Here is a 24,126-nt window from a genome sequence, read left to right as displayed (position 1 = left end):
CGGGACGCCAAGCGGTTTTCGCCACGGTCAGCTCACCGCGACGCTGGGCTGGCCGGATGCCATGCCGGCGGCCTGCATCTCCTCGGCCATCCGCAGCGCCTCTTCGATCAAGGTCTCGACGATCTGGGACTCCGGAACGGTCTTGATGACCTCACCGCGGACGAAGATCTGACCCTTGCCGTTGCCGCTGGCCACCCCGAGGTCCGCCTCGCGTGCCTCGCCGGGGCCATTCACCACGCACCCCATGACGGCGACGCGCAGCGGGACCTCGACGCCTTCCAACCCGGCCGTGACCTTCTCGGCGAGGGTGTAGACGTCGACCTGAGCGCGCCCGCAGGACGGGCAGGAGACGATCTCCAGGCGGCGCTGGCGGAGGTTGAGCGACTCCAGGATCTGCAGACCGACCTTCACCTCTTCGACCGGCGGCGCGGACAACGAGACCCGGATGGTGTCGCCGATGCCCTTGCCCAGTAGCGATCCGAAGGCCACCGCCGACTTGATGGTGCCCTGGAACGCCGGGCCGGCCTCCGTCACGCCGAGGTGCAGCGGGTAGTCACACTGCTCGGCCAGTTGCTCGTAGGCGCGGACCATGATCACCGGATCGTTGTGCTTCACCGAGATCTTGAAGTCGCGGAACCCGTGTTCCTCGAAGAGCGAGGCCTCCCACAGGGCCGACTCGACCAGCGCCTCCGGAGTGGCCCTGCCGTACTTCTCCAGCAACCGCTTGTCCAGCGAGCCGGCGTTGACGCCGATCCGCAGCGACACTCCCGCGTCACTGGCCGCCCGCGCGATCTCACCGACCTTGTCGTCGAAGGCGCGGATGTTGCCAGGATTCACCCGGACGGCTGCGCAGCCGGCATCGATGGCGGCAAAAACATACTTCGGCTGGAAGTGGATGTCGGCGATCACCGGGATCTGGGACTTCCTGGCGATGGCCGGCAGCGCGTCCGCGTCATCCTGACTCGGGCAGGCAACCCGCACGATGTCGCAACCCGCCGCGGTGAGCTGCGCGATCTGCTGCAGGGTCGCGTTGATGTCGGACGTGAGAGTGGTCGTCATCGACTGCACCGATACCTGCGCGTCGCCGCCGACCGCGACCGAGCCCACCTGGATCTTGCGGGACCGTCGGCGCGGCGCCAGCACCGGCGGCGGGGCCGCGGGCATGCCCAACGAGATCGGAGTGCTCACTGCTGTTCCTCAATCCTTTTGCGAAAAACGTTCCTCTTGCGACAGAACGTCGTGGTGCGGATCTTGTGCGCTGAGATCTCGCGCGCCGGCTCTAGCGAAGGTCGAGCAGGTCGACGACGAAGATCAGCGTCTCGCCGCCCTTGATGGCGCCGCCCGCACCGCGGTCCCCGTAGCCCAGGTGCGGCGGGATGATCAATTCTCGCCGGCCACCGACCTTCATGCCCTGCACGCCCTGGTCCCAGCCCGCGATGACGCGGCCGCCGCCCAGCGGAAAGGTGAAGGGCGAGTTCCGGTTGTAGCTGGCGTCGAACTCCTCGCCGGTCGAGTGTGCGACCCCGACGTAGTGGACCACGGCCTGCTGGCCTGCCTGGGCGGTCTCGCCGTCGCCGACGATCAGGTCGCGGATCTGCAGCTCTCCGGTCGGCTCTGCGGTGGGAAACTCGACTACGGGCTTGGTCACGAGGTACTCCTTTTCCATGATGCTTCGGTCTGTGCGAGGTCAGTTCGGCAGGGTGATCGGCTTGACGATGTCGGCGTACATCACCAGCACCGAGAAGACGATAAGCACGCTGGCCACCACGTACATCACGGGGACGAGCTGAGCGACGTCGACGAAGATCAACCGAGGACGCTTGCGCAGCCGCGCCACCCCCCGGCGGCTGGCCTCGACGATGGCCCCGGCGACGTGGCCGCCGTCCAACGGGAGCAGCGGCAGCAGGTTGAACAGGAACAGCAGCAGGTTGACGCTGGCCAGCAGGCTCAGCAGGCTGAAGACCTTGTCCAGCGCGGCGACCTGGTTGCTGTTCGCGATCTGGCCACCGATCCGACCGAGGCCGACCACTCCCACCGCGCCGTTCTGGTCTCGTGGCTTGCCCTCGAAGACCGTTCCGACGAGGCTGCCGATCTTCGCCGGGAACTGCTTCAACGCGTCCACGCTCAGGGTCAGCTGGTGCCAGATCACGCTGCGGACCTGACCCGGCGACAGCGCCTGATAGCTCTCGGTGGTGCTGATGCCGATGAACCCCGCCTGCTTGGTCGCGGTACCGGTGTCATTGGCGTACTTGGTGTTGCGCACCGGGGTCAACTTCAACGGCACCGACCGACCGTCGCGGCGGACGTCCACCGTGATGGGCTTGTTCGCCGACGCCTCGATGATCTTCACCGCGGCCGACCAGTTCTCGATCGCCACGCCACCGATGGCGGTGATCTTGTCCCCCGGCTGCAGCACGCCGTTGGCCGGCGCCTTCTGGTAGCCCGGTGCGGTCGGCGCCGGGCAGGCCGGGGTGGCGACCGTGGTAGAGACCACGCACTCGCTCACCGAGCTGACCGTCGTGGTAGGGGCCTTCAGCCCGATCACGCCGTACAGCAGGATGCTGATCACGAAGAAGATGAGCAGGTTCATGGTCGGACCGCCGAGCATGATGATCATCTTCTTGCCAGGGGTCAGCCGGTAGAACTGCCGATCGCCGTCGGATTCGGTCACCTCGCTGCGGCTGGTCGCCCGGAAATCCTCGACCAGCTCCCCCATCCGCCGGGGCCAGCGCGAGCGCTTGCCGTCCGGCCGCGGCGGCACCATCCCGATCATGCGGATGTAGCCGCCGAGCGGGATGGCCTTCAGTCCGTACTCGGTCTCACCCCTGCGGCGCGACCACACCGTCGGCCCGAACCCGACCATGTACTGGGTCACCCGGACGCCGAACTTCTTGGCCGGCACCATGTGGCCGATCTCGTGCAGCGCGATCGAGGCCAGCAGCCCGAAGGCGAAGGCGATCACACCCAGTGCGTAGAGCACGTGATTGTCATCCTCTCGATCGCGAAAGAAAACGGGGTTCTCACAACGATTGTGCCTCGCCAGCCGGTTACCAGCGCGCTGCCCTCAGCTCACTGTGATGTCAGCAGCGCCGTCGCCTCGCGTTCGGCCCAGCGCTGTGCAGCTTCCACATCGGCAAGGTCGCGTGGTTTCCCAGCTGCGGCGTGCTCGGAGTCCAGCCACCGGGTCACAACGGCCGCGACCGTGTCAACTATGGCGAGGAAACCACAGCGGCCGCTGTGAAAGGCCGTGACCAGAGTCTCGTTCGCGGCGTTGTACACGGCCGGGGCGCAGCCGCCTGCCCGGCCCGCCGTCCGGGCCAGCTCGATCGCCGGAAAGGCCTCGTTGTCGACCGGCTCGAACGTCCAGGTGTGCGCGGTGCTCCAGTCCAGGCCGGCGGCCGCGCCCGGCACCCGATCCGGCCAGCCGAGCGCCAGCGCGATGGGCAGCCGCATGTCCGGCGGGCTGGCCTGGGCCAGCGTCGCCCCGTCGACGAACTCCACCATCGAGTGCACCACCGACTGGGGGTGGACGACCACGTCGATGCGGTCATAGCCCACTCCGAAGAGCAACTGCGCCTCGATCAGCTCGAGCCCCTTGTTGACCAGGGTCGCGGAGTTGGTGGTGACGAGCTTGCCCATGTCCCAGGTCGGATGCGACAGGGCCTGGGCCGGCGTGACGTCGGCAAGGGCCGCGCGGTCACGGCCCCGGAACGGCCCGCCGCTGGCGGTGAGCACCAACCGGCGGACCTCGGCCGGTGAGCCGCCGCGCAGGCACTGGGCAAGTGCTGAGTGCTCGGAGTCCACCGGCACCAGCTGTCCGGGCTTGGCTGCGGCCAGGACGAGCGGTCCACCGGCGATCAGGGACTCCTTGTTGGCCAGTGCGACGGTGCGACCGGCGTCCAGGGCCGCCAGCGTCGCCCGCAGGCCCTGGGCTCCGGCAACGCCATTGAGGACGACGTCGCACTCCAGGGTGGCCAGCTCCGCCGTGGAGCCGGGGCCGGCCAGGATCTCGGGCTCAGGCACCCCGGCCGGCCACGCCGCGCTCAGCCGCCCGCGCAGCTCGGACTCGGCGGCCGGATCGCTGACCGCCAGCTGCTGGACCCGCCAGCGCACGGCCTGCTCCACCAGCAGCTCAACGTTGGAGCCACCGGCGCAGATGCCGGCCACCGCGAACCGCTCCGGCGAACCGGCGATCACGTCCAGCGCCTGGGTACCGATCGAGCCGGTGGAACCGAGCAGGACGACGCGCCGCGGATCGCTGGCCGGGCTCTCGGAGATGCTCACACCGCACATTGTCGCCGACCGGCCGCGCTGTGGTGTCGTATTGGCCGTACCGCCGCGCGGCGACGGGTGGAGGGCGCCCCGCGGCGGCAGAATGGGGCTGCCAGAATGAGTGCAGAATGAGGGTGCCCATCCCGTCGTTTCGAGTTCGCCGGAATCTAGGAGTGACCCGCCCGTGTCTGCCGAGAACGCCCCCCAGAAGACGAGCACGTCCGAGGTCGAACCCGTTGCGTCCGAGCACGAACCGGCCGACGCGTGGGGCTGGCACCACGAGTTCACCAAGGGGCGCCAGATCGCGGGCTGGATCACCTTCCTGATCCTCGGCGCACTGCTGACCACGACTCATTACAACGACTCGGGCAACGTGTTCATCGTGCTGCTGATGCTCGGCATTGCCGGTGGGCTGATCTATGATATCCGCCGCCGCCGCACCCAGTGGCGCTCCTAGCTGATCAGTCGTCTCAGTCGTCGTCGCGCAGTCCCCACGGTGAGCCAGGATCAGCAGTCTCATCGCATCTCTCCCGTCAGCGGCCGTCGAGCAGGGGTTGCAACGGGTTCCAGGTGGTGCCGTCGGCGGCATCCTTGCGGCGGCGGGCGATCGCCGACAGCGCCTCCAACACCACCCGGTTGGCCAGGAACGAGGTGATCTCGGCGTGGTCGTAAGGAGGTGACACCTCGACCAGGTCCACGCCCACAACCGGCAGCTCGTAACAGATCCGGCGTACGGCGTCGAGGAGTTGCCGTGAGGTGAGGCCACCGGGCTCCGGAGTGCCGGTGCCCGGGGCATGGCCCGGATCGCACACGTCGATGTCGATGGACAGGAACACCCCGTCGCAGTCGTCCGTCGCGATGGCGAAGGCCTCGGTGAGGCACACCTCCAACCCCCGCGCGGTGATCTCGGTCATCTCATAGGACCGCATGCCCTGCTCGGCCATCCAGTCCAGCGTCTCGGGCCCCGGCCAGTAGCCGCGCAGGCCCAACTGCAGGAACCGGTCGCCACGCAGGGCGCCGGACTCGATCAGCCGGCGCATCGGCTGGCCGTGCCCGATCAGCGAGCCGAACTCCACGTCCCCGGTGTCGGCGTGCGCGTCGAAGTGGATCATCGACACCCGGCCCTGGCCCAGGTGCTGCGCGACCCCGGCGGCGTCCGGCCAGGCGATGGTGTGATCACCGCCCAGGACCAGCGGGATGGCGCCGGTGGCCGTGACCGCGTGCACCGCCGCCTGCAGGTCGCGCACCGAGCGGTCGGCGTCGCCGGAGAACATCTCGACGTCGCCGGCGTCGAAGACCGACAGGTCCCGCAGGCCGTCCACCCGCATCGCCAGGGACGGACGGCTGCCGTCCTGAGCCAGGTAACAGGTCTGGCGGATGTGCTGCGGGCCGAACCGGGTCCCCGACCGGTGCGAGGTGCCGCCGTCGAACGGGGCTCCCAGGATCACCACGTCGGCACCGGCATAGCTGCTGGGATCGGCCCAGTCACAGCGGCGCACCCCCAGAAAGGTGATGTCCGGCCCGAACTGTGCGCCGTAGCGCGCCATACTTCCTCCGCTGCGTGCTCGTGATGCTGGTGCCCCCAAGGCTGGTGGCTGCGGCCGCCACCCGAGACGCCCAGTGCCTCACCTTAGAGCCGCGGCCAGGACGAGCGCCAGAGCGCGCACCGGCCGGACAGAGCTTTTCAGCACCTCACAGCACCATTCTGCTTCGGATTCACTTGCCGGAGCGGGGTGTCTGGTGCATTATTCGTGTCATGGCCGCTTCCCCGCGCCGAGCCGGCCGCCCGCAGCTCGACGACACCTCCAAGGCGATCATCGAGCAACTGCAGCAGGACGGCCGGCGTCCCTACGCCACGATCGGCAAGGCGGTCGGGCTGTCGGAGGCAGCAGTGCGGCAGCGCGTCCAGAAGCTCGTCGACTCCGGCACCGTCCAGATCGTCGCGGTCACCGATCCTCAGCAGATCGGCTTCGCGCGCCAGCTGATGATCGGCATCAACATCGAGGGCGACCTGGAGGCAGCCGCCGCGGAGCTCGCCGAGATTCCCGAGCTCGTCTACGTCGTACTGACTGCAGGATCCTTCGACATCCTCGCCGAGGCGGTGGTCACTGACGACGAACACCTGCTGGAACTGCTCAACGATCGCATTCGCAAGCTGCCCGCGGTGCGCCGCACCGAGACCTTCATGTACCTGAAGCTCAAGAAGCAGACCTACAACTGGGGTATCGCATGACAACCAGCAACTTTGAACCGACCGAGCCGGCCGCTGTCTCCGACGAGGCTGCCAGGCTGTCCGCCTCGGCCCGGGACCACCTGTGGATGCACTTCACCCGGCTGTCCTCCTACGACAACTCGCCGGTGCCCACGATCGTGCGGGGCGAGGGCGCGTACATCTATGACGTCGAGGGCCGCCGCTACCTGGACGGCCTGGCGGGACTCTTCACCGTCCAGGCCGGTCACGGGCGCCGGGAACTGGCCGAGGCCGCCGCCAAGCAGGCCGGCGAGCTGGCGTACTTCCCGATCTGGTCCTACGCCCACCCGCCGGCCATCAACCTCGCCGAGCGGCTGGCCGACGCGGCACCCGGCGACCTGAACCGGGTCTTCTTCACCACGGGCGGCGGCGAGGCGGTCGAGACGGCCTGGAAGCTTGCCAAGCAGTTCTTCAAGCTGACCGGAAAGCCTCTGAAGCACAAGGTCATCTCGCGCTACGTCGCCTATCACGGCACCCCGCAGGGGGCCTTGTCGATCACCGGCATTCCCGGCGCCAAGACGATGTTCGAGCCGCTGGTGCCGGGTGCGCACAAGGTGCCCAACACCAACTTCTACCGGGCGCCCATCCACGGCGATGACCTCAAGCAGTTCGGTCAGTGGGCCGCCGACCAGATCGAGACCGCGATCATCATGGAGGGTCCGGAGTCGGTTGCGGCGGTGTTCCTCGAGCCGGTGCAGAACTCCGGCGGCTGCTTCCCGCCGCCGCCGGGATACTTCCAGCGGGTCCGCGAGATCTGCGACAAGTACGACGTGCTGCTGGTGTCGGACGAGACGATCTGCGCCTTCGGCCGGCTCGGCCCGATGTTCGCCTGCGACAAGTTCGACTACGTCCCCGACATGATCGTCTGCGCCAAGGGCATGACGTCGGGCTACTCCCCCATCGGCGCCTGCATCATCTCCGACCGGCTTGCCGAGCCGTACCTGCACGGGACGGACTACTTCCCGCACGGCTACACCTTCGGCGGCCATCCGGTCTCGGCAGCGGTGGCGATGGCCAACCTCGACCTGTTCGAGCGAGAAGGCCTGAACCAGCGGGTGCTCGACAACGAGAATGCCTTCCGGACGACCCTGGAGAAGCTCAATGACCTGCCGATCGTCGGCGACGTCCGCGGCGACGGGTACTTCTACGGCATCGAGCTCGTGAAGGACAAGGCCACCAAGGAGACGTTCGACGACGACGAGTCCGAGCGCCTGCTGCGCGGCTTCCTGTCCAAGGCACTCTTCGATGGTGGCCTGTACTGCCGAGCTGACGACCGTGGTGACCCGGTCATCCAGCTCGCGCCGCCGCTGATCTGCGGCCAGGCGGAGTTCGACGAGATCGAGCAGATCCTGCGGGCTGTACTCATCGAGGGCGCAACCAAGATCTAATCCCACGGCGAAGCTCTGGATGTCAGTAGGCGGCACCCGCCCGGATGTGCTCGAAGATCAGGTTCGTCTCGGTGAGAGCCACATCCGGGTTGCCGCTGAGGTTCACCACCACGAAGTCGCGCAGATTCTCGGTGCTTCGGGCCGCCACGTGCACCAGAAAGTCGTCGGCACCGGCCAGGAAGAACACGTTGAGGACCTCCGGCAGCTCTGACACGGTCGCGGCGAACTCGGCGATGTGGCTGCGCGCGTGGGACTGCATCCGCACCGCGATCATGGCCTGGATGCCGTGCCCCACCGCCGCCGGATCGATGTCTGCGTGAAATCCCCGGATGATGCCGCGCTCCCGCAAACTGCGGACCCGGCCGAGGCAGGTCGACGCGGCGATGCCCACGGCAGCGGCCAGAGCGTTGTTCGGGATACGCGCGTCGGCTGCGAGCGCCCGCAGGATCTCGCGGTCGATGCGATCCAGTTCGGCGTTGGGCGACCCTGCCGCTGCCCCGGGTGGCGCCCCCACCTCCCGCATCCTGTTCGGTCCTGGGGGCAGGCTCGACCGATTTTCCGAATCTTTGATGCTCATCAGGCGAGCTTGGCAGAATATTCTTCAGCGCACTAGCAATCCAGCTGTGGATCGTTCATTGTCAGGAGACTTGCACAGGCGAGCTGACGAGATGTCAATGGCGACGGAGGCAGCAATGAAGGTCGGGATCCCCCGCGAGATCAAGAACCACGAGTACCGGGTGGCGATCACACCGTCCGGGGTCAACGAACTCGTGCGCAACGGTCACGACGTCTTCGTCGAGCAGGACGCGGGCGTCGGCTCGTCCATTCCGAACGAGGACTACATCGCCGCTGGCGCCCAGGTCCTTCCCGATGCCGACGACGTCTGGGGCACCGGCGACCTGATCCTGAAGGTGAAGGAGCCGATCGCCGAGGAGTACGGCCGGATGCGCGCGGACCAGACGCTCTTCACCTACCTGCACCTGGCCGCGGGCCGGGACTGCGCCGACGCCCTGCTCAAGGCCGGTACCACCTCGATCGCCTACGAGACCGTCCAGCTGCCGGACGGGTCGCTGCCGCTGCTCGCCCCGATGTCGGAGGTGGCCGGCAGGCTGGCCCCGCAAGTGGGTTCGTATCACCTGATGCGCCACGGCGGCGGTCGCGGCGTGCTGATGGGCGGCGTGCCCGGAACGTACGCGGCGAAAGTCGTCGTGATCGGCGCCGGCGTGTCCGGCCAGAACGCCGCCGCCATCGCCCTGGGCATGCAGGCGGAGGTGCTGTTGCTCGACCGCAACGTCGCCCGGCTCCGCCAGATGGACGCGATCTACCAGGGCCACTGCCAGACCGTCGCCTCGAATGCCTACGAGGTCGAGAAGGCGGTGCTGGACGCCGACCTGGTGATCGGCGCGGTCCTCATCCCGGGGGCGAAGGCCCCCACCCTGATCAGCAACGAGCTGGTGTCGCGGATGAAGCCCGGCTCGGTGCTGGTCGACATCTCGATCGACCAGGGGGGCTGCTTCGAGGACTCGCGGCCCACCACCCACGCCGAGCCGACGTACAACGTGCACAACTCGGTGTTCTACTGCGTGGCGAACATGCCAGGCGCGGTACCGCACACCTCCACCTACGCGCTGACCAACGTCACCCTGCCGTACGCCATCGAGCTGGCCAACCGCGGCTGGCGGAACGCGCTGCGGGCCGACAGCGCACTGGCCCTGGGCCTGAACACCCACGCCGGTGACCTGACCAATGCCCCCGTCGGCAGCGCCCTCGGCTATGAGAGCGTGCCGGTCGCCGACGTCCTGGCCTGAGCACGGCACGCTCGGTTCTTCAGACGCGGGCGGCTCAGGCGGAGGACTGCAGCCGGTTCTCCAGGGCCTGTTCAAATGGTTCGGCGTTCGCCCACAGCGCCTCGAAGGTGAACCGCAGGCTGGTCGTCAAGGAGGCGTGCTCGACCAGGATGTTGGTCGACGTCAGCCCGCCGGCGATGGGGTCGGTGAGCGAGAACAGCGCGCGGTGGCCGTCGGCGAGGCAGAGCTTCATCGGCACGTCCGCCGCCACCCGGGCGCCCTCGCCCGCCGCGATGAACTCCAGCGTCTCGGCGACCACCTCGGCGTCGTCGAGCACGCTGTACTCGTAGACACATCGCACGTCGCCGCCGCTGTCGGCGATCCGGCGGGTGGCGGCCAGACCGACCCGGTTCTCCGTCATCGCGTACGGTGCCTTGGCGAAGGTCAGCAGTTCGCGTTCGGCCTCGTGCTGCAGCTCGCGAAAGCGCGCCCCTAACATGCCCGCGTTCCGAAGCACCTCGACGTAGTCCAGCGGCGCGTTCTCTTCGCGGCCGACCACCCAGGTAGCGCGCAGGTCCGAGGCCAGGTCAGCCGAATGCGACTCCAACCCCGAGAGCGCCTGTCGCTGCACGGCCAGCAGCCGGTCGATGGCGGTTTCGGGGTCCGTCGCGGCGTATCGGGTGACTGGACCCGGCCAGTCCCGGGCGAGGCCGCGGGAAACCAGGCTGTTCAGCACGTCGTAAATGCGCTGCCGCGGAATGCCGGCCTCGCTGGCCAGTTCCGAGGCCGCGTAGCTCTCTCGCTGGATGAGCGTCAGATAAGCCTTTGCCTCGTATCGCGTCATTCCCAGCTCGACGAGACCGTGGACGTGTGAGTTCAGACCGGCCATTTTAGAACCGTACCCACCGGAATCGCGATCCGTCCGATTTTGAGCGAGCCGGAGCAGACATTTCCCGGACGTAAATTCTGCGACGCGTCACATTGGTCGCAGACACCCCATTGACGAGACGTGTTCTCCCCGCTAGGTTTCCCGCGATGGCACCACTCGTGGGTGGTGTCACTCCGGACAGTCACGCTCTGTGCAGGCCGGGGCGACCATCGAACGTTTCTCGCCGGAAGGAGTCTGCTCGACCACGAAGGCCAGGTAGTCCTCATTCGAAGGGATCCACAATGACGTTGTCCACCACATCACGCCGCCGACGCGGTGTGCTCGCCGGCATGGCGGTGCTTGCAGCCGTCGGCTTCGCGTCCGCTCTCACGAGCGGCACCGCCGGCGCTGCCACGCAGGCCTCCGGAGCTGCCGCACCAGCGGCCGCCCACCACAAGACCACCCGGCTGTGCGCCGCTCCCGCCAAGGGGCACCTGGCCTGTATGGCGATCAAGCAGATCGACCCGACCGAGCCGGCGAATCTCACGCCGAACGCCCTCTCCCCCAACGTCACTCCCGGCGGCTACGGGCCCGGCAGCCTCCAGTCCGCCTATGCGCTGCCCTCGAGCACCGCCGGCAGCGGCCAGACCGTCGGCATCGTCGACGCCCAGGACGACCCGAACGCCGAGTCCGACCTCGCGGCGTACCGCACCCAGTACGGCCTACCGGCCTGTACTACGGCCAACGGCTGCTTCAAGAAGGTGAACCAGAGCGGCGCCACCTCGCCGCTGCCCACTGCCGACACGGGCTGGGCCGGTGAGATCTCCCTGGACCTCGACATGGTGTCCGCGATCTGCCCGAGCTGCCACATCCTGCTCGTCGAGGCCAGCACCGCCAGCATCGCCAACCTCGGGACGTCGGTCAACACCGCGGTCCGCCTGGGAGCGAAGTTCGTATCGAACAGCTATGGCGGCGCTGAGGATGGCACCGAGAACACCTCGGACGCCAACTACTTCAACCACCCGGGCGTGGCGATCACCGCGAGCTCAGGCGACAGCGACTACGACGGTGGCTCGTACCCCGCGACGTCGAAGTACGTCACCGCGGTAGGTGGAACCTCGCTCAGCACCGCGACCAACACCCGCGGCTGGACCGAGAAGGTCTGGAACACCACCAGCTACACCGAGGGTGCCGGCTCGGGCTGCTCGAAGTACGTGGCCAAGCCCGCCTTCCAGAACGGCATCAGCACCGGCTGCGCGAACCGCGCCGAGGCTGACGTCTCGGCGGTCGCCGACCCGGCGACCGGCGTCGCCGTCTACCAGACCTACGGCGGCTCGGGCTGGGCCGTCTACGGCGGTACCAGCGCGGCAGCCCCCATCGTCGCCAGCGTCTACGCCCTCGCCGGCGCGCCCGGCGCGACGGACGTTCCGAACACCTACCCCTACGCCCACCGGGCAAACCTCAACGACGTGACCAGCGGATCCAACGGCACCTGCGGCGCGCCGCTGTGCACCGCCGGCACCGGCTGGGACGGCCCGACCGGCCTGGGCACACCGAACGGCACCGCGGCGTTCAAGGCCGGCTCCACCACCGGCGGAGGTTGCTCGGGTCAGAAGTTGGGTAACCCCGGCTTCGAGACCGGCACCGCCGCACCCTGGACCACCTCGACCGGCGTTATCGACAACACCACCGGCGAAGCCGCGCACTCAGGCACCTGGAAGGCCTGGATGAACGGCTACGGCAGCGCCCACACCGACACCCTCACCCAATCGGTCGCCATCCCCACCGGCTGCCACGCCACCCTGTCCTTCTGGCTGCACATCGACACCGCCGAAACCGGCACCACCGCCTACGACAAGCTCACCGTCAAGGCCGGCTCCACCACCCTCGCCGCCTACTCCAACACCAACGCCGCCACCGGCTACACCCAGAAGTCCTTCGACGTCTCCGCACTCGCCGGCCAGACCATCACGGTCAGCTTCTCCGGCGTCGAGGACTCCTCACTGCAGACGTCCTTCGTGGTCGACGACACCGCGCTGACGCTCAGCTGATCGTCCTGCTGCCCGGCCTCGAGCAGAGGACGTCAGTCAGCTACAGCACTATCGGTTGAGCGGCGCAAGCCGGACCGTGACAGACGACGAGGCCTGCTGGGAACGGATCTCCGTTCTCAGCAGGCCTCTCGTCCGTTCTGCGGTCGGTAGTTCACGGGACGCACAGCCGTGTTTCGGGAAGGCAGCCCTTCGTGCTTCGAGAAGGCTCAGCCCTTCGCGGCGAGCTGGCCGCAGGCTCCGTCGATCTCGCGGCCGCGGGTGTCTCGCACCGTCACCGACACCCCATGGGCAGCGATGCCGGCGACGAAGGCCTCTTCGACCGGCTTCGGCGAGGCATCCCACGGCGAACCGGGAGTCGGGTTCAGCGGGATCAGGTTCACGTGCGCCAGCCGGCCGGAGAGCAGCTCGCCGAGCAGGTCCGCGCGCCATCGCTGGTCGTTGACGTTGCGGATCATCGCGTATTCGATCGAGTACCTGCGGCCGGTTCGCGCGGCGTAGGCGTCCGCCGCCTCGAGCACCTCTTTGACCTTCCAGCGGGTGTTCACCGGAACCAGGGTGTCGCGCAGCCCGTCGTCCGGGGCGTGCAACGAGACGGCCAGCGTGACGTTGAGCCCCTCGTCCGCGAGCTTGCCGATGGCCGGAGCGAGCCCGACCGTGGACATGGTGATGGAGCGCTGCGACAGTCCGAGACCCGCGGGCGCCGGCTCGATCAGCCGGTGCAACGCCGCGGCGACGCGCTTGTAGTTGGCCAGTGGCTCGCCCATCCCCATGAACACCACGTTCGACAGCCGGACCGGTCCGCCGCGGAGCTCACCGGACGCCGCGACCCGTGCGGCTGCTGCCACCTGCTCGACGATCTCGGCCGTGGACAGGTTCCGGTTGAGGCCGCCCTGGCCGGTCGCGCAGAACGGGCACGCCATACCGCAGCCGGCCTGGCTGGAGACGCAGACGGTCAACCGGTCGCGATAGCGCATCAGCACGCTCTCGACCAGGGTGCCGTCGTGCAGCTTCCACAGCGTCTTGCGGGTCTTGCCCTGGTCGGTCTCGACGTGACGGACCTCGGTCAGCAGCGTCGGCAGCAGCGCGTCGCCGAGCCGGGACCGCACCGCCGCGGGCAGGTCGGTCATCGCGGCGGGGTCGTTGTTCAGCCTGCTGAAGTAGTGCCGGGACAGCTGGTCCGCCCGGAACGGCTTCTCGCCGAGCTCGATGACGGCCGCGCGGCGCTCGGTCTCGGACAGGTCGGCGAGATGCCTCGGTGGCATGGACTTGCGGGGGGCGTCAAAGATCAAGGGCAATGAGGTCATGGCTTGTCCAGTGTCCCACGCCTGCGGGGTTGCTAGCGCAGGAACGCCACCAGCACCAGGTAGGCGACCGGCGCGCACGGCAGCAGGGAGTCGAGCCGGTCCATCAGACCGCCATGACCCGGCAGCAGCTTGCCCATGTCCTTCAGTCCCAGGTCCCGCTTGATCATGGACTCGCCCAGGTCGCCTAGGGTCGCCGTCACCACGACGGCGAGTCCGAACAGCAGACCCTTCCACCAGGCGTGGTGAAAGCAGAACACCATCATCAGGACACCGCAGGCGCTACCCGCGAGGATCGAGCCGCCGAAGCCCTCCCAGGACTTCTTCGGCGACACCGTCGGGGCCATCGGGTGCTTGCCGAACAGCGCCCCCATCGCGTACCCGCCGGTGTCCGAGCAGACCACGGTGAGGATGAAGATGATGATCCGCGCGACGCCGTCGTCGGCATGGGCCATCAGGGCGGCGAAGCCGGCGAGGAACGGGAGGTAGAGCGCGACCAGGTTGCCCGCCGCGACATCACGCAGGTATCCGGCCGCGCCGTCCGCCAGTCGCCACACACTCAGGCCGAGCACGGTCAGCAAGAGCGCTCCGACCAGACCCTCGGGGCCGTGGAACCAGGCAGCCGCCTGCGTCGCCACCACACTTGCCAGCAGCGGCACCAACGGCGGCCGCGCTTCGACGGTGGAGATCGCGGTGACCATCTCGTACACGCCCACCGCGATCACAATGCCGACCAGGATCACGAAACTGGGGCGATACAGCACCAGGGTCGCGATGACCAGGGCACCGAGGCCGAGCCCCACGCCGATCGCGGCAGGCAGGTTGCGACCCGCCCGGGACTTTCTCGAGGCGGCCGCTGTGCCGGCGTCGAGAACCTGCGGGTCGCCATCGACGCCGCTGAGGTGACGGGCCTCGGGAGCCGGCACATCGAGGGTCGGCAGCGCGTCGAGCCGCTCCGCGACGCTTGCCTGGACGACGCTGTCAGAGACTGGCGCGCTGGCCTGGGCTGACGCGCTCGCCGGGGGGGCGCTGGCTTGGGCTGACGCGCTCGCCGGGGGGGCAGCAGCCGCCAGGGGTACCGGACGGGTAGTTCCCGCCGCGGGCGCGACCGCCGTTGGAGTGACAGGGGTGGGCAATGACGGGTTTTGTCGCTGCTCCGCGGCTTCCTCGGCAGCACGCCGGTCCGCGCGGGACGGCCGTGCCGGAACATCGGGCGACGCGGCCCGGGAACGGGCAATCAGCTCGGACGCGGACAACCCGCCACTGCCACCATGCCGGCCGGACTGTTCCGTAACGGGCGACGATTCCTCGATGCCGGTCATCAGACTTCGAGGAGCTCGGTTTCTTTGTGCTTGACCAGGTCATCGACGGACGCGACGTACTTGTCGGTCAGCTTCTGCAACTCGCCCTCGGCACGGCGGGCATCGTCCTCGCCGACCTCGCCGTCCTTGACCAGCTTGCCGAACGTGTCGTTGGAGTGCCGGCGTACGGCGCGAATGGACACCTTCGCGTCCTCGCCCTTGCTCTTGGCGACCTTGACGAGTTCACGGCGGCGTTCCTCGGTCAGCTGGGGGAAGAGCACCCGGATCAGGTTGCCGTCATTGGTCGGGTTGACGCCGAGGTCACTGTCCCGGATGGCCTTCTCAATCACATTGAGCTGCGTGGAGTCGTACGGCTTGATCACCGCCATCCGCGCCTCGGGGGCGCTTACCGATGCCAGCTGCGGCAGCGGTGTCATGGCGCCGTAGTACTCGACGTTGATCCGGGCGAAGCTGCTGGCGGCGGCGCGACCGGTCCGCAGGCTGGTGAGGTCATCGCGCAGCACGGTGACCGCTTTCTCCATCTTCTCTTCGGCCTCGAAGAGCGTTTCGTCGATCACGTCCATCTCCCTGGTTCTACGTTGATCCGTGCCGCGCCGACAGCGCCGCCGGCTATCGGCTCGTTTCGGCTGCTACCAGCGTGCCGATCTTCTCACCGCGTACCACCCGGGCGATGTTGCCATCGGCAAGATCGAACACCACGATCGGCATCGCGTTGTCGCGGCACAGGCTGAAGGCCGTGGCGTCGGCGACCTGCAGGCCACGCCGCAGAACCTCGTCATAGCTGATGCTGTCGAACTTGACCGCGTCCGGGTGCGTCTTGGGGTCGGCGTCATAGACACCGTCCACGCCGTTCTTGCCCATCAGTAGCACGTCACAGCCGATCTCCAGCGCCCGTTGCGCCGAGGCGGTGTCGGTGGAGAAGTACGGCATGCCCGCACCGGCACCGAAGATCACCACGCGGCCCTTCTCGAGGTGCCGTTCGGCCCGACGCGGAATGTAGGGCTCGGCGACCTGACCCATCGTGATGGCGGTCTGCACCCGGGTCGGCACGCCGGCCTTCTCCAGGAAGTCCTGCAGCGCCAAGCAGTTCATCACGGTGCCCAGCATGCCCATGTAGTCGGCGCGGTCGCGGTCCATGCCGCGCTGGCTGAGCTCGGCGCCGCGGAAGAAGTTCCCGCCGCCGACCACGACCGCGACCTGGGTGCCGGTGCGGACCACCTCGGAGATCTGCCGGGCGATGGATGAGACGACGTCCGGGTCGACGCCGACCTCACCGCCGCCGAAGACCTCGCCCGAGAGCTTGAGCATCACCCGGCGGAAGCGGTTGGGGGTATCGGCGGCGAACAGCTCGTCGGCGGACGACAAGGGGGCCGCCCGTCCTGTAACGGTCATGGCGGCCCCTCTCGTGTGACACTTCGTACGTCGGCCCGGCGGATCCGCCTCGGTACGTCGAACGCTCTGCGCTTTCTGATCCTGCCCTATTCCGGCCGTCGTCGCCGGACCCGACTCACCGGCCCGCCGGGTCGGTGAGTCAGCGGGCAAGCACCTGCTAGGCCGCGCCGACCTCGAAGCGGGCGAACGCCTTGAGCGTCACACCAGCCTCGTCCATCATGGCCCGGACGGTCTTCTTATTGTCCTGCACGGCGGACTGGTCGAGCAGGACGCCACCCTCGGCCTTGAAGAACCCGTTGACCCGGCCCTCGACGATCTTCGGCAGTGCGGCCTCCGGCTTGCCCTCTTCGCGGGCGGTGGCCTCGGCGATCCGCTTCTCGTTCTCGACGATGTCGGCAGGGACGTCCTCGCGTGACAGGAACTGCGCCTTGAGCGCGGCGACCTGCATCGCGGCAGCGCGAGCGGCGTTCACGTCGTCACCCTCGAAGGCGACCAGGACGCCGACCTGCGGCGGGAGGTCGCTGGACTTCTTGTGCAGGTAGGTCGCGATCTTGCCGTCGAGCTTCACCGCGCGGCGGAGCTCGATCTTCTCGCCGATCACGGCGTTGAGGTTGGCGATGTTCTCGGCCACGGTCTTGCCGTCGGCCAGCGTCTCTTGCAGCAAAGCCTCGGCGTCGGACGCGGAGGACCCGACGAAGTGGGCGACGATGTCGCCGGCCAGCGTCTGGAACTGCTCACCCTTGGCAACGAAGTCGGTTTCGCACGCAAGCTCGATCATCGCGTTCTCAGCGGCGGCGACCAGGCCGTTGCTGGTCTCGCGCTCGGCGCCGCGCTTGGCGGCCTTGCCCGCGCCCTTGATGCGGAGCTCTTCCACGGCCTTGTCGAAGTCGCCGGCTGCGGCTTCGAGGGCCTTCTTCGCGTCCATCATTCCGGCGCCGGTGGCGTCCCGGAGCTTCTTCACGTCGGCAGCGGTAATTGCCATCTTCTCGATATCCCGTCTCTCTCGTTCATGTTCGGTGTGGTGGCGCACGCCAAGGGCGTCCGAATCGACGTGGTCGAGACGGACGCCCTTGGCAGCGGATGCGTGATCAGGCGTGGCGGCTCAGGAAGCGGTGGGAGCTTCCGTGCCGTCAGCCGGGGCAACCTCAGCCGCAGGAGCGTCAGCAACAGCGGTGTCGGCAGCCTCGGCCGTAGGAGCCGGGGCCGCGTCAGCGGTAGCCGGAGCGGCGTCGGCAGCCTCAGCCGTAGGAGCCGGGGCCGCGTCAGCGGCAGGAGCCTCGGCAGCCGGGGCCGCGTCAGCGGCAGGGGTATCGGTCGGCTTTAGCAGCTCGGTTTCCCAGTCGGCCAGTGGCTCGTCGGTGGCGAGGACGCCGGGCTCTGGCTTCTCGTCGCGACCAGCGTTGGCGGCCAGTCCGGCTCGGGCCATCAGTCCCTCGGCAACCGCGTCCGCGATGACCCGGGTGAGCAGGCCTGCGCTGCGGATCGCGTCGTCATTGCCGGGAATCTTGTAGTCGACCTCGTCCGGGTCACAGTTGGTGTCCAGGATCGCGATGACCGGGATGTTGAGCTTGTGCGCCTCGGCGACGGCCAGGTGCTCCTTCTTGGTGTCCACGATCCAGACCGCGCTCGGGGTCTTGGACATCTCGCGGATACCGCCGAGGGTGCGCTCCAGCTTGACCTTCTCACGGGTCAGTATGAGCTGCTCCTTCTTGGTGGCGGTGCCCTCCCAGCCGTTCTCGTCCATCGCCTCGAGCTCCTTGAGGCGCTGCAGCCGCTTGTAGACGGTTGAGAAGTTGGTCAGCATGCCGCCGAGCCAGCGCTGGTTGACGTAGGGCATGCCCACGCGCGTCGACTGTTCGGCGATCGCTTCCTGCGCCTGCTTCTTGGTGCCGATGAACAGCACGGTGCCACCGTGCGCCACGGTCTCCTTGACGAATTCGTAGGCGCGGTCGATGTAGCCGATTGTCTGCTGCAGGTCGATGATGTAGATGCCGTTGCGCTCGGTGAAGATGAATCGCTTCATCTTCGGGTTCCATCGACGGGTCTGGTGACCGAAGTGCACGCCGGAATCGAGCAGGTTCTTCATGGTGACGACAGCCATGGGGCCACGTCCTCCTTGCGTTTCATGCGCCCGGCACACCTCGCTTGCGTGCCACGCGCGAATTCGGTTGTCGTAGCCGTACCGGTTGGTCGACCACCCTGGTGCCCGATGTCGCGGCCGACCGCCGGCTCTTGCGAGACGGACCGAGGTCGGCCGGCTACCTGTGGAGCTGATCGGTAGACGGGCACGCGAAGTCACCCGGCTTTCGCCGGGCGCAAGGATAGTGTAGCGCCGAGCCGCGCTCGGCAGGAAACCGCGTACGAGCGGTCGGCGGTGTGGTCGGGGCCCTGTGGACCGCGGCTGGGTTGTCCACAGTGTGGCGCATGGGCGCCGGGATGGCCTGGTATCGGTCCAGGCTGTGCTCATGCAGCTATCGGATGTGCTCGCCGCCCTGTCGTTGGGGTCGCTGTCGCTCGGCTCGCTTGCCTTTACTGAGGTCGACCGTCCTGTGACGGCTACCGGAACTGCTGCCAGGGCCGATGATGCGAAGTCTTCGGCCTACCGCGCTCCGCTGGCTGGCGGCTCCCGGGTGCTGACGCCATTCCATCCGCCGGTCGCCAAGTACGGCTCCGGGCATCTCGGCGTCGACCTCGCCGCTCGGGACGGGACGGTGGTGCTCGCGGCCGGCCCAGCGGTCGTGCGCTACGCGGGTGCGGTGGCCGGCCGCGGGGTGGTGGTGCTGTTGCACGCGGACGGCATCAGTACCGAGTACGAACCGGTGAGCGCCCGGGTCGCGGTGGGACAGCGCGTCACTGGCGGTGAGGTCATCGCGAGGGTGCACGGGACACACCGCAGTTGCGCGCCGGCCACCTGCCTGCACTGGGGAGCCCGCCGGGGCGCCGCCTACCTCGACCCGCTGTCGCTGCTCCGGCCGCTCGGGGTCGTTCGGCTGGTGCCCTGGGATGAGGCAGATCGGTGACGGCCGCTGGTGCGCGGTTCTCGTGGTGGGTGCTGCTCAGGCTCGGGGGTGCGCCTGGTCGAAGCTCGTCCGCAGCCGCTCCACCGAGACGTGGGTGTAGAGCTGGGTCGTCGCCAGGCTGGCATGTCCGAGCAGTTCCTGCACCGCGCGCAGATCGGCGCCGCCCTCCAGCAGGTGCGTGGCGGCGGTGTGCCGCAGCCCGTGCGGCGAGATCCCGCCGCCGGCCACCCGTTCGGTGGCCCGGTTCACGACTGCCCGCGCCGCTCTCTGGTCGAGCCTGCCGCCGCGGCGTCCCAGCAACAGCGCCCCGCCTGAGGCCGGGATGGACCAGGCCGGGCGGCCGGTGTCCAGCCATCGTTGCAAGGCCTGCTCCGCGGGGATGCCGTAGGGAACCGCGCGTTCCTTGTCGCCCTTGCCGATGACCCGCAGGACCCGTCGGCCCCGGTCGACATCATCGATATCGAGCCCGACGAGCTCGGCGACCCGGATGCCGGAGGCGTACAGCAGCTCCAGGATCAGCCGGTCCCGCAACTGCTCGGGCTCGTCGCCGGTGAGCGCCTCCAGCACGACACCGGCCTCGTCCGCGGACAACACCGTGGGGATGCTGCGATGCGGCCGGGGGCTGACCAGCAGCTCTCCGACGTCGGCGGCCAACAGTCCGTGCTTGAAGGCCCAGGTGGTGAACGTCCGGGCAGCTGCCGCGCGCCGGGCCAAGGTCGTCCGGGAGGCGCCGCCGGTGTGCAGCTGCGCGAGCCAGCCACGCAGGCTCCGCAGGGTCGACGCGCGCAGTTGTGTCTCGCCCTGGGACTGCAGGTACCGCAGCAACAGGGTGAGGTCACCGACATAGGCGTGGACGGTGTGCTCGGACCGGTTGCGCTCCAGCCGCAGGAAGCGCTCGAAGTCGGTGAGGGCGGTGGCGAACTCCGGTGGCAGGTCGCGGCGCAGGGCCGCAAGGTCGAGGCGAGCCGGCTTACTCCGGCGAGCGTGCGGCGGAAGTGGCACCGCGTCGGCTGCCGCCTCCGGTGCGCTGTGGGACCGGATTCCGCCGCCGCCGGACGGCTCGCGGCTGGCAGGCGTCGCGCGGCTGGCAGTTTTTCGGCCGCTGTCGCTGTCCCTCGAGCCGCCGGTCATGCCCGAACAGTGCGCTGGCCGCGCACGCCGGTCAACTCGCCACGCACACGCACCCTTCGTCGGTGAACCCACCCCGCGCTAACCTCGCGGCGGCCGGTTCAGCCGGTAACCCTCCCGGCTGGCGGCGACCAAACCCAACCCTTGTAACACCGGCAATGCGGCGAGGACGACCTGAATCGGCCGGCCACTCAGACTTGCCAGCGCGGCCTCGGTTACGCTGCCTCGACCCGGGAACCCGTCCAACACCGATTTCGACACCGCGTCGAGGGCGTCGTACCCGCTCGACCCCGCAAGCTGCCCTGCCTCGGAGGAAGGGATAGCGCCGTCCGGATCGGTGAACAATTCAGCACCACCGCAGTACGCCAGCACATCCGCCACGCTCGTCACCAACCGCGCCGGGTCCTCGTCCCTGCGAATCAAGGCATGACACCCCACCGACATCGCCGACGTCACCGGCCCCGGCACCGCCAGCACCGGCCGGCCCAGATCACGCGCATACCGAGCGCTGTTCAACGCCCCGGACCGGTGCGCTGCCTCTACCACCAACGTCGCCGACCCGAGGGCCGCGATCAGCCGGTTCCGACTGAGAAAGCGCTGCCGGTGCGGGGCGCTGCCCGGTGGCCGCTCGCTGATCAGCAGCCCGCGCTCCGCCGTCCGGGAGTAAAGGTTGCGGTTGCCGGTCGGATAGGGCCGGTCCAGGCCACCCGCCGATACCAGCACCGACACGCCATCGGCGGCGAGCGCGCCCCGATGAGCCGCGGCGTCGATGCCGTACGCCCCTCCGGAGACGATGACCACATCGCGCTGCGCCACCCCGTAGGCGAAATCCGAGGCCACGTGCTCGCCGTAGGCCGTCGCCGCCCGCGACCCGACGACCGCCAGTGATCGGACACCGAGCGACCGTAGGTCCCCCGCTCCGCGCACCCACAACGCCAGCGGCGGCATCAGCTCACCCCGCTCGGGCCGGGTGCGGGCTCCCGCCAGCCACTCGGTGGCCCTGCGCTCCCCCGCCACCGACAGCGCCGCGAGTCCGAAGTGCGGCCACTCGTCGTCCAGCGGAGTGATCAGCCGGATCGTGTTGCGCTCCGCGGCTTCGAGGTCGGCACCCGGATCGGCGGTGCTTCGGCGCGCCTCGGTATGCGCCGCGACCTCCGGTGGAGCGTCCCCACGACGCACCGCCTCCGCCGCGGCGACGTAGCCGTGCTCCTGCACGAAGAGCCAGAGCGGCACCGACGCGGGCTCGGCCACCCGGCTCAGATACGCGGCGGCCAGTTGCACATCGACGGCACTGGCCCGCGCGTCGGGACGGGACTCGGCGGCACTGGGCCGCGCGGCCAGCCGCACATCGACGGCACTGGCCCGCGCGTCGGGACAGATATGGGCTGACAGCGCCCCGGAGGTGTCCGACGACGTCACGAGACCAGCCCCGACGCCCGGCCGGTGCGTAGCCAGACTGCCTCGGAAACCTCCGCCAGACCGGGGCTGGACGTGCCTGCCAGGTCGGACAGTGTCCACGCCAGCTTCAGCACGCGGTCGCATCCCCGGGCGCTCAACCGGCCCAACTCGACCTCTTCGTCCAGCCGGGCGAGGGCGGCGCGTGGCGGCCGCCACGCGCGCGATCTGAGCACCGGGCCCGGCACCTCCGCATTCGTGCTCCACCCGCACGATGCCCAGCGCCGGCGCGCCGCTGCCCGGGCGGCGGCCACCCGCTCGGCGACGACCGCGCTGGACTCGGGCTGCGCCTGGTCGCCCATCAGATCGGCGTGCGACACCGGGTCGACCGGGATACGCAGGTCTATCCGGTCCAGCAGCGGCCCGGACAGCCTGCGCTGATAGCGCCGCCGCGCGTCCGGCCGACAGTTGCAGTCGCTGTCCTTCGGCGCGCCGCACGGGCACGGGTTGGTCGCCAGGACCAGCTGGAAGCGGGCCGGGTACTCCACCGCGCCACCGGTTCGGTGCAGCACGATGGTGCCGGACTCCAGCGGCTGGCGGAGCGAGTCCAGCACGGTCGGCTTGAACTCGGCCGCCTCATCGAGCACCAGGACGCCGCGGTGCGCCAGCGACGCTGCTCCCGGACGTCCCAGTCCGCTGCCGCCGCCGACCAGCGCTGCCATCGAGGAGGTGTGGTGCGGGCTCTGCAGCGGCGGCCGCCGGAGTAACCCGGTGCCGGTGGGCAGGACGCCCGCCACCGAGTGGATCGCGGTGACCTCGAGCGCCTCGTGCGGTTCCAGCGGCGGCAGGATCGAGGGCAGCCGCTCGGCGAGCATCGTCTTGCCCGCACCGGGCGCGCCCTGCAACAGCAGGTGATGCGCTCCGGCCGCGGCTATCTCGAGTGCGCGGCGGGCGATCGGCTGGCCGACGACATCGGCGAGGTCGGGAAGCTCATCGATGTCGGGGCGGTCCGGACAGTGGGCCACCCGCAGCGGTGGCCCGTCGGCGCGGAGCGCGGCGATCACCTCGGCCAGGGAGTGCGCGGCCAGCACGGTCAGGCCGCTGACCAGTGCCGCCTCTTCGGCGTTGCCCATCGACACCACGATGGTGGGCACGCCCAGCTCGTGTGCCGCCAGCGCGGCGGGCAGCACGCCGCGAGTGGGCCGGAGCCTGCCGTCGAGGCCGAGCTCACCGAGCCACACCACCTCGGACAGGGTTGCGGCCGGGACCTCGCCGGCGGCTGCCAGCACCGCGACGGCCAGCGCCAGATCGAACATGGAGCCGTTCTTGCGCAGGTCGGCGGGCAGCAGCGCGACGGTGATCCGCTTGTTGGGCCAGTTGTAACCGGAGTTGAGCACCGCCGCCCGGATCCGGTCGCGGGACTCCATCACCGACACGTCCGGCAAGCCGGTGAACGTCAGCCCGGGCAGCCCCGCGGACAGGTCTGCCTCGACCTCGACGAGCCGACCCGACACCCCACTCAGCGCGATCGACAGGGTTCGTGCCAGGCCCATCAGAACGCCGCTTGCAGGTGATGGAGCTGGGCGGGGGCGCCCGGCCGGCGCAGCACCGAGATCACGTCGAACCGGATCGCCTCCCAGCCGCCGGGGTTCTCGCCCAGCCACTGCAGGCTCAGCTTCCGCAGCCGCTGGGCCTTCACCCTGCCGACCGCCTCCGCCGGAGTGCCGAAGGCCAGCGACGACCGCGTCTTCACCTCACAGAAGACCAGCGTGCGACCGTACGAGGCGATGATGTCGATCTCGCCGCGCGCACACCGCCAGTTGCGGTCGAGAAGCTGGTAACCGGAATCCACCAGGAAACGCGCGGCGATGGCCTCGCCGAAGCGTCCTACTGCGTCTTTTAGCTGCATTCCCCGACAGTGCCGCGTGGAGAGGTCGGCGAGCCGCGGCAA

23 protein-coding genes are annotated in these 24,126 nt (G+C 69.0%); 6 read left to right on the top strand and 17 right to left on the bottom strand.

The features are described from left to right. Window positions 1-27: 27 nt before the first annotated feature. The 4 genes from ispG to dxr all read right to left on the bottom strand — a co-directional run bounded on the left by ispG (window position 28) and on the right by dxr (window position 4,293). The gene (gene ispG / locus RM423_RS01060) at window positions 28-1,188 is read right to left on the bottom strand and encodes a flavodoxin-dependent (E)-4-hydroxy-3-methylbut-2-enyl-diphosphate synthase (protein WP_311421135.1); all 1,161 of its coding nucleotides are present in this window, start codon (window positions 1,186-1,188) and stop codon (window positions 28-30) included. 91 nt (window positions 1,189-1,279) lie between these two features. Continuing rightward, window positions 1,280-1,666, bottom strand: a complete 387-nt coding sequence (locus tag RM423_RS01055; protein WP_396327537.1) for an FKBP-type peptidyl-prolyl cis-trans isomerase — start codon at window positions 1,664-1,666, stop codon at window positions 1,280-1,282. 21 nt (window positions 1,667-1,687) lie between these two features. Continuing rightward, window positions 1,688-2,980 (bottom strand): M50 family metallopeptidase, encoded by a 1,293-nt coding sequence (locus tag RM423_RS01050; RefSeq protein WP_311421133.1) that lies wholly within the window; start codon window positions 2,978-2,980, stop codon window positions 1,688-1,690. An 89-nt stretch (window positions 2,981-3,069) separates the two neighbouring features. Continuing rightward, a complete protein-coding gene (gene dxr, locus RM423_RS01045) occupies window positions 3,070-4,293 on the bottom strand; it encodes a 1-deoxy-D-xylulose-5-phosphate reductoisomerase (RefSeq protein ID WP_396327536.1) in 1,224 nt (407 codons plus the stop codon). Between the two features lie 163 nt (window positions 4,294-4,456). On the opposite strand from dxr, the gene RM423_RS01040 reads away from it, so the two are divergent. Further along, window positions 4,457-4,729, top strand: a complete 273-nt coding sequence (locus tag RM423_RS01040) for a DUF2631 domain-containing protein (protein ID WP_311421131.1) — start codon at window positions 4,457-4,459, stop codon at window positions 4,727-4,729. A gap of 76 nt (window positions 4,730-4,805) precedes the next feature. Here RM423_RS01040 and speB read toward each other — a convergent pair whose 3' ends face one another. Next, complete coding sequence (gene speB, locus RM423_RS01035; protein ID WP_311421130.1) at window positions 4,806-5,819, bottom strand: agmatinase; 1,014 nt, start codon at window positions 5,817-5,819, stop codon at window positions 4,806-4,808. A gap of 209 nt (window positions 5,820-6,028) precedes the next feature. On the opposite strand from speB, the gene RM423_RS01030 reads away from it, so the two are divergent. Together RM423_RS01030 and RM423_RS01025 are read left to right on the top strand one after the other, a co-directional pair. Further along, window positions 6,029-6,505: an Lrp/AsnC family transcriptional regulator gene (locus tag RM423_RS01030; protein WP_311421129.1), complete on the top strand. Its 477-nt coding sequence runs from the start codon at window positions 6,029-6,031 to the stop codon at window positions 6,503-6,505. Beyond that, window positions 6,502-7,911: an aspartate aminotransferase family protein gene (locus RM423_RS01025; protein WP_311421128.1), complete on the top strand. Its 1,410-nt coding sequence runs from the start codon at window positions 6,502-6,504 to the stop codon at window positions 7,909-7,911. The genes RM423_RS01030 and RM423_RS01025 overlap by 4 nt, the downstream gene beginning before the upstream one ends. Before the next feature lie 22 nt (window positions 7,912-7,933). Here the strand turns inward: RM423_RS01025 and RM423_RS01020 are convergent, their stop codons facing one another. After that, window positions 7,934-8,488 (bottom strand): Lrp/AsnC family transcriptional regulator, encoded by a 555-nt coding sequence (locus RM423_RS01020; RefSeq protein ID WP_396327535.1) that lies wholly within the window; start codon window positions 8,486-8,488, stop codon window positions 7,934-7,936. Between the two features lie 115 nt (window positions 8,489-8,603). Here RM423_RS01020 and ald point away from each other — a divergent pair, with 115 nt between their 5' ends. After that, window positions 8,604-9,719: an alanine dehydrogenase gene (ald, locus tag RM423_RS01015; protein ID WP_311421126.1), complete on the top strand. Its 1,116-nt coding sequence runs from the start codon at window positions 8,604-8,606 to the stop codon at window positions 9,717-9,719. A gap of 34 nt (window positions 9,720-9,753) precedes the next feature. On the opposite strand, the gene RM423_RS01010 is transcribed toward ald, so the two are convergent. After that, complete coding sequence (locus tag RM423_RS01010; protein WP_311421125.1) at window positions 9,754-10,587, bottom strand: TrmB family transcriptional regulator; 834 nt, start codon at window positions 10,585-10,587, stop codon at window positions 9,754-9,756. 281 nt (window positions 10,588-10,868) lie between these two features. Between RM423_RS01010 and RM423_RS01005 the strand changes: the two genes are divergently transcribed. Beyond that, a complete protein-coding gene (locus tag RM423_RS01005; RefSeq protein ID WP_311421124.1) occupies window positions 10,869-12,617 on the top strand; it encodes a hypothetical protein in 1,749 nt (582 codons plus the stop codon). A gap of 206 nt (window positions 12,618-12,823) precedes the next feature. On the opposite strand, the gene rlmN is transcribed toward RM423_RS01005, so the two are convergent. From rlmN to rpsB, 6 genes are all read right to left on the bottom strand, one after another. After that, the gene (rlmN, locus tag RM423_RS01000; RefSeq protein ID WP_311421123.1) at window positions 12,824-13,921 is read right to left on the bottom strand and encodes a 23S rRNA (adenine(2503)-C(2))-methyltransferase RlmN; all 1,098 of its coding nucleotides are present in this window, start codon (window positions 13,919-13,921) and stop codon (window positions 12,824-12,826) included. 32 nt (window positions 13,922-13,953) lie between these two features. Beyond that, entirely contained in the window at window positions 13,954-15,240 is a 1,287-nt protein-coding gene (locus tag RM423_RS00995; protein WP_311421122.1) for a phosphatidate cytidylyltransferase, read from the bottom strand. Beyond that, window positions 15,240-15,797 (bottom strand): ribosome recycling factor, encoded by a 558-nt coding sequence (gene frr / locus RM423_RS00990; protein WP_311421121.1) that lies wholly within the window; start codon window positions 15,795-15,797, stop codon window positions 15,240-15,242. Before frr ends, RM423_RS00995 begins: the two co-directional genes overlap by 1 nt. 52 nt (window positions 15,798-15,849) lie before the next feature. After that, window positions 15,850-16,548 carry a UMP kinase gene (gene pyrH / locus RM423_RS00985; RefSeq protein ID WP_396327547.1) on the bottom strand — a complete coding sequence of 233 codons (699 nt, stop codon included), beginning with the start codon at window positions 16,546-16,548 and terminating at the stop codon, window positions 15,850-15,852. Window positions 16,549-16,789: 241 nt separating this feature from the next. Next, window positions 16,790-17,614: a translation elongation factor Ts gene (gene tsf, locus RM423_RS00980; protein WP_311421119.1), complete on the bottom strand. Its 825-nt coding sequence runs from the start codon at window positions 17,612-17,614 to the stop codon at window positions 16,790-16,792. Between the two features lie 120 nt (window positions 17,615-17,734). After that, on the bottom strand, window positions 17,735-18,733 hold the full coding sequence (gene rpsB, locus RM423_RS00975) for a 30S ribosomal protein S2 (protein WP_311421118.1): 999 nt from the start codon (window positions 18,731-18,733) through the stop codon (window positions 17,735-17,737). A gap of 364 nt (window positions 18,734-19,097) precedes the next feature. On the opposite strand from rpsB, the gene RM423_RS00970 reads away from it, so the two are divergent. Next, a complete protein-coding gene (locus RM423_RS00970) occupies window positions 19,098-19,652 on the top strand; it encodes a M23 family metallopeptidase (protein WP_311421117.1) in 555 nt (184 codons plus the stop codon). Between the two features lie 36 nt (window positions 19,653-19,688). On the opposite strand, the gene RM423_RS00965 is transcribed toward RM423_RS00970, so the two are convergent. From RM423_RS00965 to RM423_RS00950, 4 genes are all read right to left on the bottom strand, one after another. Further along, window positions 19,689-20,783 carry a tyrosine recombinase XerC gene (locus RM423_RS00965; protein ID WP_311421116.1) on the bottom strand — a complete coding sequence of 365 codons (1,095 nt, stop codon included), beginning with the start codon at window positions 20,781-20,783 and terminating at the stop codon, window positions 19,689-19,691. 78 nt (window positions 20,784-20,861) lie between these two features. Continuing rightward, window positions 20,862-22,199, bottom strand: a complete 1,338-nt coding sequence (gene dprA, locus RM423_RS00960) for a DNA-processing protein DprA (RefSeq protein ID WP_311421115.1) — start codon at window positions 22,197-22,199, stop codon at window positions 20,862-20,864. After that, window positions 22,196-23,728 (bottom strand): YifB family Mg chelatase-like AAA ATPase, encoded by a 1,533-nt coding sequence (locus RM423_RS00955; RefSeq protein ID WP_311421114.1) that lies wholly within the window; start codon window positions 23,726-23,728, stop codon window positions 22,196-22,198. The genes dprA and RM423_RS00955 overlap by 4 nt, the downstream gene beginning before the upstream one ends. Next, a complete protein-coding gene (locus tag RM423_RS00950) occupies window positions 23,728-24,084 on the bottom strand; it encodes a YraN family protein (RefSeq protein ID WP_311421113.1) in 357 nt (118 codons plus the stop codon). The genes RM423_RS00955 and RM423_RS00950 overlap by 1 nt, the downstream gene beginning before the upstream one ends. Between the last annotated feature and the right edge of the window lie 42 nt (window positions 24,085-24,126).

The sequence above is a fragment of the Jatrophihabitans lederbergiae genome, from assembly GCF_031845305.1.
GTDB classification, from domain to species: Bacteria; Actinomycetota; Actinomycetes; order Mycobacteriales; family Jatrophihabitantaceae; genus Jatrophihabitans_A; species Jatrophihabitans_A lederbergiae.
This window is presented reverse-complemented; position numbering and strand designations above follow the sequence as displayed.

What these genes read in the sequence shown, in the direction of transcription:
- RM423_RS01055 (WP_396327537.1), bottom strand. Translation starts at nt 1,666, where the DNA reads ATGGAAAAGGAGTACCTCGTGACCAAGCCCGTAGTCGAGTTTCCCACC.
- dxr (WP_396327536.1), bottom strand. Translation starts at nt 4,293, where the DNA reads ATGTGCGGTGTGAGCATCTCCGAGAGCCCGGCCAGCGATCCGCGGCGC.
- speB (WP_311421130.1), bottom strand. Translation starts at nt 5,819, where the DNA reads ATGGCGCGCTACGGCGCACAGTTCGGGCCGGACATCACCTTTCTGGGG.
- RM423_RS01030 (WP_311421129.1), top strand. Translation starts at nt 6,029, where the DNA reads ATGGCCGCTTCCCCGCGCCGAGCCGGCCGCCCGCAGCTCGACGACACC.
- RM423_RS01025 (WP_311421128.1), top strand. Translation starts at nt 6,502, where the DNA reads ATGACAACCAGCAACTTTGAACCGACCGAGCCGGCCGCTGTCTCCGAC.
- RM423_RS01020 (WP_396327535.1), bottom strand. Translation starts at nt 8,488, where the DNA reads ATGAGCATCAAAGATTCGGAAAATCGGTCGAGCCTGCCCCCAGGACCG.
- ald (WP_311421126.1), top strand. Translation starts at nt 8,604, where the DNA reads ATGAAGGTCGGGATCCCCCGCGAGATCAAGAACCACGAGTACCGGGTG.
- RM423_RS01010 (WP_311421125.1), bottom strand. Translation starts at nt 10,587, where the DNA reads ATGGCCGGTCTGAACTCACACGTCCACGGTCTCGTCGAGCTGGGAATG.
- RM423_RS01005 (WP_311421124.1), top strand. Translation starts at nt 10,869, where the DNA reads ATGACGTTGTCCACCACATCACGCCGCCGACGCGGTGTGCTCGCCGGC.
- rlmN (WP_311421123.1), bottom strand. Translation starts at nt 13,921, where the DNA reads ATGACCTCATTGCCCTTGATCTTTGACGCCCCCCGCAAGTCCATGCCA.
- RM423_RS00995 (WP_311421122.1), bottom strand. Translation starts at nt 15,240, where the DNA reads ATGACCGGCATCGAGGAATCGTCGCCCGTTACGGAACAGTCCGGCCGG.
- pyrH (WP_396327547.1), bottom strand. Translation starts at nt 16,548, where the DNA reads ATGCTCAAGCTCTCGGGCGAGGTCTTCGGCGGCGGTGAGGTCGGCGTC.
- tsf (WP_311421119.1), bottom strand. Translation starts at nt 17,614, where the DNA reads ATGGCAATTACCGCTGCCGACGTGAAGAAGCTCCGGGACGCCACCGGC.
- rpsB (WP_311421118.1), bottom strand. Translation starts at nt 18,733, where the DNA reads ATGGCTGTCGTCACCATGAAGAACCTGCTCGATTCCGGCGTGCACTTC.
- RM423_RS00970 (WP_311421117.1), top strand. Translation starts at nt 19,098, where the DNA reads ATGCAGCTATCGGATGTGCTCGCCGCCCTGTCGTTGGGGTCGCTGTCG.
- RM423_RS00965 (WP_311421116.1), bottom strand. Translation starts at nt 20,783, where the DNA reads ATGACCGGCGGCTCGAGGGACAGCGACAGCGGCCGAAAAACTGCCAGC.
- RM423_RS00955 (WP_311421114.1), bottom strand. Translation starts at nt 23,728, where the DNA reads ATGGGCCTGGCACGAACCCTGTCGATCGCGCTGAGTGGGGTGTCGGGT.
- RM423_RS00950 (WP_311421113.1), bottom strand. Translation starts at nt 24,084, where the DNA reads ATGCAGCTAAAAGACGCAGTAGGACGCTTCGGCGAGGCCATCGCCGCG.